This window comes from Nannocystis bainbridge, from assembly GCF_028368995.1.
Classification (GTDB): domain Bacteria; phylum Myxococcota_A; class Polyangia; order Nannocystales; family Nannocystaceae; genus Nannocystis; species Nannocystis bainbridge.
On record NZ_JAQNDL010000005.1, the window covers coordinates 681,259 to 693,363 of the forward strand.

A 12,105-nucleotide genomic window follows, 5' to 3' on the forward strand; every position below is an offset into this window, starting at 1 on the left:
CCCCTCCGCTGTTCGATCGATGTCGCGGCGATCCGCGACGGCTAGGTTCGCGGCGCCGGACGAGGACCACGGGCCCGGCGGGATACCGGTTCATGCACACCTCTCACGTCGAACTCTTCACGCGGCGCTCGGCCGCCTCCATCCTCTCCAGCCTGCTGCTCGGCGCGGCGCTGATCGCCCAGGGTTGCGGCGGCGGCGGCAAGTCGGGCGCGCCCGAAGCGTCGCCCGCGGACCAGTTCTGCGGCTCGCTGTCCGAGTACATCAACGCCTGCGCGGCCGCGGCGAACCCCTGCGACCAGGCCATGGTCGACGATTGTGCCAGCGTCGTCGGCCTCGTCAGCGACGGCTTCCTGCGCACCGCGAGCGACTGCATCCAGGGCGGCGGCTCGCCGATCACCTGCCTCGCCGGCGCCATCGGCGGGCTGGCGCCGAGCGCCGCGCACGAGGCCTTCGTCGCCCAGTTCTGCGACGAATGTGCGTTCGGCATCGGCGGCTGCGAGGACGTGCTGCTCGGCCGCTCCGAGGGCCCGCCCGAGCTCAAGGCCGCCAGCGCGCTGGTCCTCCCGCTCGGCGACAGCCTCGTCGACGCGCTCAGGGCCGACTGCGCGAGCGGCCTCGGTTGCCTCGCCACCTTCCCTCAATGCGCGCAGAAGGTGCTGGCCCAGCAGGTCATCCCCGAGAACACCCTGCAGTGCCTGCTCGACGGCCTCAGCGGCAAGACGCCGGACGCAGCACCTGTCCCCGAGGACAGCGCGAGCGCGTGCGGCCTGTCCGGCGGCGAGACCATGGGCGGCCCCGGCTGGACCACCCTGGGCACCGGCAGCGCCAGCGCCTCGGAGGCCACGAGCATCAGCGACACCGGCGAGACCGACACCAGTCACAGCACCGACCCTGGCACGACGGAGGGCGAGACCACCGGCACCACCGGCACCACCGGCACCACGGGCACCACCGACGGCGACGTGTCGACCACCGCCAGCCCGAGCACCACCACCGGCGACAACCCCGACATGGGCTCGACCGACACCGACGGCTGGGACCAACTGTGCGCCGGCCCGTTCAGCGAGCACTCCGAGTGCAGCGCCGGCGGCCCGCTGCCCGAACCATGCACCTGGTGCACCGGCCTGGTCTGCAACTACATCGACGCGTTCTGCTGCGACTCGCTGTGGGACGACCAGTGCGTGGCGCACGCGAACGAGCGCTGCTCGATGTCCTGCGGCGCGGGCACGCAGCTGTGCGCCCACAGCCCGTGCGAGGCCGGGGCGGCGCTGACCCGCGCGTGCTCCGATTGCGTGATGGCCGTGTGCGACAGCCGGCCGGCGTGCTGCGACGTCGCGTGGGACGACGAATGCGCGTCGATGGCCTCGGCTTGTGGGATCTGCTGACGCATGGTAGTCGCCTCCACGATGGCGTCCGACGAGCGCTCGCTGGCCGACGACGACGCCACGCCGGTGCTGACGACGCGCGCGTCGCGGGGCAGCGCCGCCGGGTTCGCGTCGCTGCTGCGGGGCGACCTCGTCGGCCGCTACGTGATCCTGGAGCGCGTCGGCGAGGGCGGCATGGGCGTCGTCTATGCCGCCTACGACCCGGAGCTCGACCGCCGGGTCGCGATCAAGCTCGTGCGACCCGACCTGCGCGACGCCGACAGCCGCGCGCGGATGCTGCGTGAGGCCAAGGCGATGGCGCGGCTGCGTCACCCGGCCGTGATCGCGATCCACGACATCGGCGAGATCGACGACCAGGTATTCCTCGCCATGGAATTCATCGACGGCGTCACGCTGGGCGCGTGGCTGCGAGAGTTCCCGCGGCGCTGGCAGGAGGTCCTCGGCGTGTTCCTGCAGGCCGGCCGCGGGCTGGCGGCGGCGCATCAGGCCGCCGTGCTGCACCGCGACTTCAAGCCGGACAACGTGCTCGTGGCCCGCGACGGGCGGGCGATCGTCACCGATTTCGGGCTCGCGCGGCCGACCGCGCCCACGCCCGCCGAGCTCGAGACGCTGCGCAGCGCGCCCGACGTCGGCTGGCAGACCCACGATCTCACCGACGCCCGGCAGCTGCTCGGCACGCCGTCGTACATGGCCCCCGAGCAGCTCGCCGGCGGGCCGGCCGACGAGCGCTCGGAGCAGTTCGCGTTCTGCGTCGCGCTGTTCGAGGGCCTCCACGGCGTGCGGCCGTTCGCCGGCGGCTCCGTCGAGGTCCTCCGGGCCGCGATCGCGGCCGGGCAGCTGGTGCCGCGCCCGCCCGAGCGAGCGGTCCCCGCGTGGCTCGATCGCGCGGTGACCCGCGGCCTCGACGGCGCGCCGTCGCGGCGTTGGCCGTCGATGCAGGCCCTGCTGGCCGCCCTCGAGCGCGGCCCGCCGCATCGTCGCTGGCCGTGGCTGGCCGCGGGGCTGCTCGCGCTCGCCGGCGTGTTCGCGGCCGCGCGCCCGGCGACGAACGAAGCCGAGCGCTGCTCCGGCAGCGAGCTGCGGGTGCGCGACGTGTGGGACGACGCGCGCCGCCACGCGCTGCGCCGCGCGCTCCTGTCCGCAGGGACAGGTGATCGTTCACCGACCGCGGCCGCGGTCGAACGCGAGGTCGATCGCTACACCCAGGCGTGGGCCGGGGCGCGCCGCGACGCGTGCGTCGCCACCCACGCCCGCGGCGAACAGTCCGACGCGCAGCTCGAGCGGCGAATGGACTGCTTCGACCGCCAGCTGCGCGAGCTCGACGGCCTGCTGACGACCCTCGAGCAGGTCGCCGGCGACACGCTCGATCACGCCGCGGGCGCCGTCCGTCGCCTGCCTCCGCCGGGTCGGTGCGCCGTCGGCGAGCTGCGGCTGGAGGCGTCGAGCGCGGGCGACGACCCGCTCGCGCGCCGCCTCGCCGAGCTCGAGACGCTCGCCCGGCTGAAGCAGAGCGCGCGGGTGTTGCCGCTGGCGCAGGCGCTGATTCGCGACGCGAGCGAGGACCCCGATCCCTCCCTCGTCCTCGCGGCCCGCTACCTGCTCGGCGGGGCCCAGCTCGACATGGGCGACCTGCCCGGGGCCCAGCTCACCCTCGAGGAGACCTATTGGGAAGCCGTGCGCGCCGGGCTCGACGAATTGGCGGCCCGCGCGGCCCTCGATCGCACCAGCGTGACGGCCCAGGGCCCCGAGCTCGAGGCGACGCGGACGTGGGCGCGCCACGCCGAGGCCGCGGTGATGCGCGCCGGCGGCGATCCGCAGCTCCTCGGCAAGCTGGCGGGGATCCTCGCGCTCGGCGAGCAGGCGCGCGGAGACCTCGCGGCCGCCCGCGCGCACCACGAGCGGGCCCTCGAGCTGCTGGCCCGCGCCGGCCCGGGGGCTCGCGGCGATCTGGGCAGCGCTCACGCCAACTTCGCCAGCGCCCTGCGCCGCGCGGGCGACGAGCAGGCCGCGCGCGAGCACCACGAGCGCGCGCTGGCGCTGTTCGAGGAGCACTGGGGCAGCGACCACCCCAACACCCACAGCGTGCGCCTCAACCTCGCCACGCTGCTCGCCGCCCACGGCGAGGAGGCCCGCGCGCGCACCTTGCTCGACGAGGCCCGCGTCGGCCTCGAGAGAGCGCTCGGCGCCGATCACCCGTCGCTCGGCGTCGTGTGGGGCACGCTCGGCGGACTCGAATACGCTCACGGTCGCCACGGCGCGGCGCGGGCCGCGTTCGCCCGCGCCTACCGGCTCGCGCTGGCGACCTACGGGTCGGCGGACGAGCGCACGCTGACCCCCCTGTTCAACCTCGGCAACACCGCCCACGCGAGCGGCGACCTGGGCGAGGCGCGGCAATTCTTCGAACGAGTGCTGGCCGCCCGGATCGCCCTGCGCGGCCCCGAACACCCCGAGCTCGTCCGCTGCTGGACCGCGCTGGCCAGCGTGGCCATCGATCAGCGCCGCTTCGACGCCGCCGGCGAAGCCCTCGACCGCGCGCTCGCCATCCAGCAGTCCGCCCTCGGGCGGCAGCACATCGACACTGCGTGGATCCTCGTCCGCCAGGCCGAGCTCGCGGAGGTGACCGGAGCGCTCGATCGGGCCCGCGAGCATTACCTCGAAGCCGTGGCGATCGCCCGGGCCACGACCGACGCGGCCCGGCCGGACACCGGACTCATCCTCCATTCGCTGGCGCGGCTCGAGCGACGCATGCGGCGCGACGCCGACGCGCGAGGCGACGCCGAGGCGGCCCTCGCCATCCTCTCGCGCTTCCACGCCGACACCGAACCCCGCCTCGCCGAGCTGCGGCGACTGCTCGCCGAGCTCCCGCCGAGCTCCGAAGCGGCCGGATCGTCCGCGCCGCCATGAGCCGGCGCTCCAGCCGGCCCGCGAATCATTACCCCATACTCCTATCATTCGCTCGCGTACCCTCGCCCGCGAGCGGCGCACGCATCGTACATCCTCGGCGTCTTGACACGGCCATGCATGATGGCTCGCCGTTGCCACGATTCCCGTCATCGCCATGCATCTCTCTCCTCCGTCAGGACCTCAGCCTATGCGTCATCGCCTGACCTACCTCCGCGCCCTGTGCCTCGGCCTGCTCGCGGCCGCGGCGATCGTCCTCATCCTCGTCGCCGCGAGCGGCAACAACGACGAGCGGCTCGATTGGCTGGTCCTGCTCCCGCTGCTCGCGCTGCTCGGCGTGGCCGTGTTCACCCCGAGCGCCGGCTGGCCGCGCCGACTGGTCCGCGGCGCGCTCGGCTTCGCCGTCGCCGCGGCCGCGGGGTTCGCCACCTTCGCCGGCCTCGACGCGCTGACCGACTGGTTCCACGGCCTGGACCGCGACCTCTTCGTCCTCGCCCTCGTCGTGCTCCACGCGGCCATCCCCGGCGGCATCGCGGCCGCGGCCGACTCGCTGGGCCGCGGCCTCGCGCTCGCCGGCGGCCTCACGCTCGGCCTCGGCCTCGCCTCCAGGCTCGCGGGCAACGCCCACCCCGGCTACATGATCCTCATCGCCGTCGGCACCCTCACCGGCGCGCTCGTCAACGCCCTCGATCGCCGCCAGCGCTCGCAGTGACACGCACCGCGACACTGTGGACTCCCCGGAAACACTGCCTGTCCTCGCACCTGGCTACCCCTGCGCTGCCATCGGCCCCATCGTTCAGGCCATGCAGCGTCGTCGTCCCTCGCCCGCCCTCCTCGCCCTCTTCGTCGCCGGTTGCGGCGGCGCCAGCACTGAGCAGCCGACCCAGACCTTCCGCGCCTGTGACGGCGCCCCCACCTTCGTCGAGCCCAACCCTGCCTACGCCTGGACCCCCAACGCGATCCGCCTCGTCTCCGAGGAGCTCGCGCCTGGCGTGTTCGCCATCTACGACCGCGACGCCGCCGAGCACGGCCCTGCCGGCATCCCCCTGGCCACCAGCGGCGGCTTCGTCATCGGCGACGACGGCGTGCTCATGGTCGAGAGCATGATCAATCGCCAGCTGTTCTGTCAGGCCGTCGCTCTGGTCCAGGCCGAGACCGACACGCCGATCCGCTACGTCGTCAACACCAGCAGCCACGGCGACCACACCTTCGGCAACACATTCCTTCCCGACGATGTCCAGGTCGTCCAGCACACCAAGACCGCCGACGACATCGCCGCCCACTTCGACGCCGACGTCGCGTTCATGGAGGCCAACTTCGGCGAGGACCAGGGCATCGAGGAGATCGAGCCGGTGAGCGCCGACGTCCGCGTCGACGACGGCGGCTGGTCGGTCGACCTCGGCGGCGTCACCGTCGAGGCCCGTCACTACGGCTTCGCTCAGACCCATGGCGACCTGTTCGTCTACGTACCTGACTCCAAGGTCATGTGGACCGGCAACGCCTTTGTCACCGAGGAGCCTGGCATCCCGTGGCTGCTCGCCGGCAACGGCGCCGCCGCCGAGGTCACCCTCGCCGCCGTGCGCGACTCGCTGCCGGCCGACGCCATCGTCGTGCCCGGCCACGGTCGCCCGCTCACGCCCGCGGCCATGAACTTCTCGATCGACTACCTGCGCGCCATGATCGGCGGGGTCGAGACCGCCGTCGCCGACGGCCTCGATCTCGAGGCCACCGTCGCGGCCGTCGCCCTGCCCGACTATCAGGGCTATGCCCTGTGGGACTGGATTCACAAGCAGGTCAACGTGCCCGGCACCTACGCCGAGCTCAACCCGTGAGCCCGGCCCACGGCGGCTCGCGCATGCGCTCGACCAGAAAATCGACGAGCGCCCGCGTCTTCGCCGGCACCCGCGGCGTCGGCGGGTACACGGCGAACACCCCCGTCGGCCAGTGCCACGCCGGCAGCACCCGCTGCAGCCGACCCGCGCGCAGCTCGGCCGCCGCCAGCAGCACCGGCACGAACACCACCCCGAGCCCCTGCGCCGCCGCCTCGACCAGCATCGACCCGTGATTGGCGACCATGTGGCCCGTCACGTCGACCTCGACCACCCCGCGCGGCCCCTGCACCTTCCACCGCCCCGGCGCCGCGTGGTGGGCGTAACGCAGGCACTCGTGCTGCGCCAGCGCCTCCGGCTCGAGCGGCGTCCCGGCCCGCTCGAGGTAGCGCGGACTGGCCAGCACGATCCGGTCGGTGTTCGCCAGTCGGCGCGCGATCAGCCGCGCGTCGCCGAGCTCGCCGATCCGCAGCGCCACGTCGAAGCCCTCGCCGATCAGGTCGACCTGGCGATCGAGGAACACCAGCTCGAGCGACAGCTCGGGGTAGCGCGCCTTGAACTCGGCCAGCACGCCCATCGCTAGCAGCGAGCCGAACGCGTTCGGCACCGTCATTCGCAGCGTCCCTCGCGGCGCGCTCTGCTGCTCGGCCGCCAGCAGCTCGGCCTCCTCGAGCCCGCGGATCGCCTCGGTGCAGCGCTCGTAGTAGGCACGCCCCAGCTCCGTCAGCGTCAGCTTGCGCGTGGTCCGGATCAGCAGCCGCGCCCCCAGCCGCTCCTCGAGCCGCGTCACCAGCTTGCTCGCGTACGAGGTCGTGATCCCCAGCCGCCGCGCCGCCGCCGTGAGGCTGCCGTCCTCGACCACCCGCACGAACACCTCGGCCTCGAAGAGGCGATTCATGCGTGCAGCCTATCAGCGCGCCGAATTCCGCGCGAGCGGCCGCGTCCGCGTGCAGGCCCTCACTTCTTGCCCTTCGCCGGTGCCCCCACCTTGTCGCCCTTGAGGAACGTGTAGTCCTTGCGCGGCGCCGCGGCCCCGTCGCGGGTCACGATCGCCTCGGCGAACACCGCCTCGACGCCCCAGCTCTTCTCGAACCGCGGCCCGTCCTGCAGCTGCACGTGCAGATGCGGCTCGCTCGAGTTACCGCTGTTGCCGCACGCGCCGAGCAGCTGCCCGCGGCGGACCTTGCTGCCCGGCTTGACCTTGATGCTGCCGGGCAGCAAATGCGCATAGGCCGAGTGGACCTCGCCCTCGTGGCGAATCACCACCATGTTACCGGGCGCCATGTACGGGTTGAGCTCGCCGATCGGGCTGTCGGGCACGCCGTCGATCACCGTGACCACCACCCCGTCGGCCATCGCCAGGATGTCCTGGCCGTACGCATAATAATCAGTGAGCGCGCGGCCGTCGCCCTTGTGCGACTTGCCGGCCGCGTCGACGACCACCAGGTCGGCGGCGCGTCGCTGCGACGGGTGATCGATGTGGTGGTTGAGCTCCTTGCGATCGCCGCCCCAGAACACCAGCCATTCGCCGCGGAACGGCAGGCCCAGCGGCGCGCTGCGGACCAGCGGCGGCGCCGAATCCTCGGGCTCGCGCACCAGCATCCCGGCGATCTTGCCCTGCTCGTCGAGGTTCACCTGCAGCTCCCACTCGCCGCGCTCGGCGATCAGGCGAAAGCGACCGCTGCGCTCGCCGGCCTCGATCGGCGCGACCCCGGTGATGCGGCCGCGGGCGGCCACCAGCGAGGCGAACATCGGCTCGACCTGCGCCAGCGGGACCGCCTGCTGCATGTCGCGCGAGAAGCGGGCGAACAAGCCCTCGCCGTCGCCGGCGTTGATCCACTGTACGACCTCGGCCGCGGTCGAGCTCGCTGTCACCGCCGTGGCCGCCGGCTCCACGGGCGCGGGGCCGGGCGCAGGCGCGGCCGCGGCCACGGGCTCCGGGCAGATCGTCGCCGGCGCGGGCGCGCAGCCGATCGTGGTCATCAGGAGCGTGGTGACGAGCAGGCGCGCGAGCGAACCCATGGCCGACATCAAACACCGACGCGCGCGCCCGGGCAAGCGGTTTTACGCGCCCGGCGCACCGACCCGCGGCCTGGCGGTCCGCCCCCGATTCGAGCTGTCCCTCGCACCATGCCCTTCAGGACATGCCCTTCGGGACACCTCACGGCCATGGTTCAGCCCGGCGGGATCACCAGGTCCGTCAGCGCGATCGCGTTGCCGCCGGCCGGGTAAGCGTACGACGAATAGCTGTCGAGGCCCCACACCACCAGGCCGAACTTGCCCTCGCTCTCGGCGGTCTGCTGGCCGTTGGTGCAGCCACCCACCCCGACGTCGGCGCGGATCAGATCGACGGTCGTGACCTCGAAGCGGCCGTCGCCGCCGACCGGCTGCCAGCCGCCGATCGTGCCGAGGCAACCGACCGTGACATCTTTAAAACCGTCGCCGTCGTCGACGCGCGTGACCACCAGGTTCGTGGTCGCGAACGACGGGTCGGTGAAGAAGATGTATTCCTGGAGGAACTGCGCCGGCGGCAGCAAGATCACCCACTCCTCGTCGCCGAGCAATTGCTGGAACCCCATCGCCGTCGCGCCCGGCCGCGTCCCGCCGGGCAGGTTGCAGGTGTCCATGACTTGCGACAACACGAACGGGTGGTCCTCGTCCTGGCTGCGGATCTGGAACGAGCCGGTGGCCGCGAAGTCGACCACCTGCCCCTGCGCCAGGCTGGCCGGGGCGCCTGGCACCGGCGGGTCGTACGTCAGCGTCGTGCCGTCGACCGCCCCGACCACCCGGTACTCGATCTCTTCCGGCGCCAGATCGGCGCGGCGCGTCTCGTAGGCGCCGGCCACGTATTCGTAGCCGAGCGCGGTGACGGCGTGGTTCTGCTGATGCGTCGCCTCGCCGCCCGGGGCCATCATCGGCTGCAGGCGCAGGAACCGGTTGCCGGTGTGCAGCGCCACCGGCTTGTCGCTGAGAATCAGCGTACCCGACGCATCGCCGGCCCCGGCCCCGACCTCCCATTGCACATACTCGCCGGCATTGACCGTGAACGCCTTGACCACGTCCTTCGCCGCGCCCTCGAGGTCCGGCCCCGGCTCGAGGTCGGCCGTCGCGCGGATCTCCACGTTCGTCCCGTCCTCCGCCCCGACCACCTGTAGCCACAGCGGCCCCGGCGGCTCGAACGTGCCCGCGGGCGGCATCACTGCCACGTAGTTGGTGCCCCACGCGCTGGTCGGGAACAGCAATTCGGCGCTCGGGATGTACGAGAAGGCGCCGCCGAACGGGGCGATGTCATAGGCCGTCAGCGGGATGTCCGAGGTCACGTGAAAGTTGAGGCCGCGGCCCGAAGCGTCGACCTGGGTCGCCGCGCCCGCGGCGTCGGGCACCGGGCAATTGAGCGACGCCATGGTCTCGGGGTGGATCGAATTGGGGTGACTCGAGAGGAACAGCACCGCGACCTCGCCGGGCGCGAGGCCGGTCGCCGCCACCGGCGGCCACTGCTCCGGCGCCTGCCCCGGCGTGACCACGCGAGCGAACGTACCGAGGTCGAACGCCGCGCCGTCACGCGACACCTCGATCTTGGCCGGGTGCCCCCAGCTATTGGTCACGAACGCCGCGAAGCACGGCGGCGTCGGCAAGAACGGCGAGGTCGGCGGCGTCGGGATCTGGAAATCGCAGCCGAAGTTGGCCTTGCTCGCGCCCGCGGCCGCACACGCCGGCACGCACGCCGCGTCGGCGCAGCCCTGATCGGTCGCGCACGTCTCGACGACCTGCCCGGCGCCGTCGACGATCGCGTGCAGGTCGGGGCTGCACTGCAGCGTCTTCGGCAAGTCGGGCGCGCCGCCGAGGTCGAAGATCGGGCCCGAGTCGCCGGTGCTCGACGTCGTCGGCGCCGAGTCGCTGCCGCTGCTGGTCGGCCCCGTCGTGCTGCCGTCGCTGCCCTCGCTGGTGGCGGTCGGCATCGTCGCGGTGGCCGTGGTGGTCGCCGAAGCGCCCGTCGTGGCGCTGTCGGCGGGTCGACCGTCGTCCCCGCAGGCGACGAGCAACGGGACCATCACCACGGCAGCGTTCAGGCGATTCATCGCATGCGAGTACATCGCCGCCGCGCAGGTGGTCAAGGGGCCAGCATCGGCGGGCCAGTGAACTTCGCAAGCGCGCGACGAGGGTGCGCGCGACCGCGACGCTCGCACGCGCGCCCGTGTGACTCCCGGTGCGCAACGGGCCGCACATGGCGGGGCGCGAGCACCGGGCCGCGTATGGCTCGCGCATCGAGCAGCGCGCTGCGCCGAATTCACGTTCGCGTCACGCGCTGCATGCAGGCCGAGGCCGCCTCACGTGCCCGGCCACCATCACGCGTCGCGTCGCAGGCGGGCCACGATCGCCGCCACCAGCCGCGCCAGCGCCGGCGGGTGTTCGGCGAGGTACAGCGACGGCTCGATCAACTCCAGCTCCATGACCCGCGGCGCCCCGGCGTCGTCGCGGACCACGTCGACCCGCGCGTAGAGCAGCTGATCGGCGAGCGGCGCCAGCGCGGCCTCGGCGAGCTGGCGCTCGTCGTCGGCGATCGGCAGGGCCTCGGACACGCGCTCGTGGTCGCCGGCGAAGCGGGCGGTCTTGCGGATCGCATGCGTCAGCGCGCCGTCGATCCAGATCAACGCGCGCTCGCCGGGCTCCTCGACCGCGCGCATATACGGCTGCACCATCATGTCGCGCAGGGCGACGTCGGCGGCGAGGCGGTCCTGGCTGGCGGCAGCGGCCGCGCGATCGACCCGCCACGTGCCCAGCGAGGCGGCCGAGATGGCAGGCTTGACGACCGCGCGGTCCCACCCGCGCGCGTCGAGCAGCGCCGCCAGCCCGGGCGCCGCGCCGCGATCGAGGTGAATCGTATCGACCACCGCGACCCCGCGCGCCACCAGCCGCTCCAGATAGCGCTTGTGATAGTTGTCCTCGAGGACAGGCAGCGGATTGAACAATCGCGTGACCGCGGCGACCCGCCGGGCCCACGCCAGGAAGTCGTCCGGGTGGTGCGGGTAATTCCAGGTCGAGCGCAGCACGCACAGCGAGGCCTCGTGCCAGGCGGCCGCGGGGTCGTCCCACGCGAGCACCCGCGCCCCCACGCCGGCCTGCGCCAGGGCTGCCACCAGCAGCGCCTCGTCAGGATCGGGCTCGGGCTTGTGGAGGCAGGTGGCGATGGCGACGTGCATGGTCGGCGCAGGATAGCCGAAATCGCGCGCGAGCGGGCCTGGTCCTGTCCGCCTGCTCAGGCCGCCGCGCACCGGCCTCGCGCGGACCTCGCGGAGCGCCCGGAGGCGAGCACCGTCCCCGTCGCCAATGCTGGCAGATGTCCCAAAGGACACCTTATCTGCGGCCGGCAGGTGCACGCCCCGTCGCAGCGCCCCCGCTCAGCTGCTCGTGCTCGTGCCGCTGCACTCGCCCACGCACTGGCAGGCCTCGGGCGAGGGCGCCTCGCAGGTGCATTCCTGCCAGCCCTCGGGCGGTGGGACCGGGGTGTTGGGGAACACGAACACCCGGCCGGTCTCGACCTCGAAGTAGCCGGAAGGCGCATCCGGTCCGCCGCCCTCCATGAAGTAACAGAAGCCTACCTCGCCGAGCTCGCCAGAAACGCACTCGCCGTCGCGCACGACCGGCTCGTGGCCCGGTATGAACACACAGTCCACGCCGGCCTTGCAGTCGGCCTCATTGAAGGCGAGGTGGCAGGGCGTCGCCGGTGCGCCCGTGGTCGAGTCCGCCGCCGAAGTACCCGAAGTGGGCTCGCTCGTGCCGGTGGTGCCGGTGGAGCCCGTGGAGGTCAGGGTGCCGCTCGTGGGTTCAGCGCCGCTCGACGACGTGGTGGTGCCAGGGTGGCCGGTCGTGGACTCACCGGCGCTCGATGAGCTCGGTTCGGCCGCGGTCGCGCTCGTCTCCCCGGGTGCGCCGGTGTTCTTGCTGCAAGCGACGACGAAGAACACGAACATCGTCGATGTCCACCACAC

Annotated in this window: 9 protein-coding genes; 4 read left to right on the plus strand and 5 right to left on the minus strand. The window is 72.9% G+C overall.

What is annotated here, in order from left to right; all coding sequences use genetic code 11:
- The first annotated feature begins 92 nt into the window (after positions 1-92).
- From POL25_RS43065 to POL25_RS43080, 4 genes are all read left to right on the plus strand, one after another.
- Positions 93-1,385, plus strand: a complete 1,293-nt coding sequence (locus POL25_RS43065) for a hypothetical protein (RefSeq protein ID WP_272092291.1) — start codon at positions 93-95, stop codon at positions 1,383-1,385.
- A 3-nt stretch (positions 1,386-1,388) separates the two neighbouring features.
- Positions 1,389-4,289: a serine/threonine-protein kinase gene (locus POL25_RS43070; protein WP_272092292.1), complete on the plus strand. Its 2,901-nt coding sequence runs from the start codon at positions 1,389-1,391 to the stop codon at positions 4,287-4,289.
- 187 nt (positions 4,290-4,476) lie between these two features.
- Positions 4,477-4,998 carry a hypothetical protein gene (locus POL25_RS43075; protein WP_272092293.1) on the plus strand — a complete coding sequence of 174 codons (522 nt, stop codon included), beginning with the start codon at positions 4,477-4,479 and terminating at the stop codon, positions 4,996-4,998.
- Positions 4,999-5,089: 91 nt separating this feature from the next.
- Complete coding sequence (locus POL25_RS43080) at positions 5,090-6,118, plus strand: MBL fold metallo-hydrolase (protein ID WP_272092294.1); 1,029 nt, start codon at positions 5,090-5,092, stop codon at positions 6,116-6,118.
- Here POL25_RS43080 and POL25_RS43085 read toward each other — a convergent pair.
- The 5 genes from POL25_RS43085 to POL25_RS43105 form a co-directional block, all read right to left on the minus strand.
- The gene (locus tag POL25_RS43085) at positions 6,108-7,013 is read right to left on the minus strand and encodes a LysR family transcriptional regulator (protein WP_272092295.1); all 906 of its coding nucleotides are present in this window, start codon (positions 7,011-7,013) and stop codon (positions 6,108-6,110) included. The genes POL25_RS43080 and POL25_RS43085 overlap by 11 nt on opposite strands.
- A gap of 59 nt (positions 7,014-7,072) precedes the next feature.
- A complete protein-coding gene (locus POL25_RS43090; protein ID WP_272092296.1) occupies positions 7,073-8,137 on the minus strand; it encodes a peptidoglycan DD-metalloendopeptidase family protein in 1,065 nt (354 codons plus the stop codon).
- A gap of 152 nt (positions 8,138-8,289) precedes the next feature.
- Complete coding sequence (locus tag POL25_RS43095) at positions 8,290-10,194, minus strand: IgGFc-binding protein (RefSeq protein WP_272092297.1); 1,905 nt, start codon at positions 10,192-10,194, stop codon at positions 8,290-8,292.
- A gap of 267 nt (positions 10,195-10,461) precedes the next feature.
- Entirely contained in the window at positions 10,462-11,316 is an 855-nt protein-coding gene (locus tag POL25_RS43100; protein ID WP_272092298.1) for an ATP-grasp domain-containing protein, read from the minus strand.
- A 198-nt stretch (positions 11,317-11,514) separates the two neighbouring features.
- Complete coding sequence (locus POL25_RS43105; RefSeq protein ID WP_272092299.1) at positions 11,515-12,087, minus strand: hypothetical protein; 573 nt, start codon at positions 12,085-12,087, stop codon at positions 11,515-11,517.
- Positions 12,088-12,105 lie beyond the last annotated feature (18 nt).

Excerpts from the sequence above, each read along its gene's own strand:
- POL25_RS43065 (WP_272092291.1), top strand. The coding sequence starts at position 93 with ATGCACACCTCTCACGTCGAACTCTTCACGCGGCGCTCGGCCGCCTCC.
- POL25_RS43070 (WP_272092292.1), top strand. The coding sequence starts at position 1,389 with ATGGTAGTCGCCTCCACGATGGCGTCCGACGAGCGCTCGCTGGCCGAC.
- POL25_RS43075 (WP_272092293.1), top strand. The coding sequence starts at position 4,477 with ATGCGTCATCGCCTGACCTACCTCCGCGCCCTGTGCCTCGGCCTGCTC.
- POL25_RS43080 (WP_272092294.1), top strand. The coding sequence starts at position 5,090 with ATGCAGCGTCGTCGTCCCTCGCCCGCCCTCCTCGCCCTCTTCGTCGCC.
- POL25_RS43085 (WP_272092295.1), bottom strand. The coding sequence starts at position 7,013 with ATGAATCGCCTCTTCGAGGCCGAGGTGTTCGTGCGGGTGGTCGAGGAC.
- POL25_RS43090 (WP_272092296.1), bottom strand. The coding sequence starts at position 8,137 with ATGGGTTCGCTCGCGCGCCTGCTCGTCACCACGCTCCTGATGACCACG.
- POL25_RS43095 (WP_272092297.1), bottom strand. The coding sequence starts at position 10,194 with ATGAATCGCCTGAACGCTGCCGTGGTGATGGTCCCGTTGCTCGTCGCC.
- POL25_RS43100 (WP_272092298.1), bottom strand. The coding sequence starts at position 11,316 with ATGCACGTCGCCATCGCCACCTGCCTCCACAAGCCCGAGCCCGATCCT.
- POL25_RS43105 (WP_272092299.1), bottom strand. The coding sequence starts at position 12,087 with ATGTTCGTGTTCTTCGTCGTCGCTTGCAGCAAGAACACCGGCGCACCC.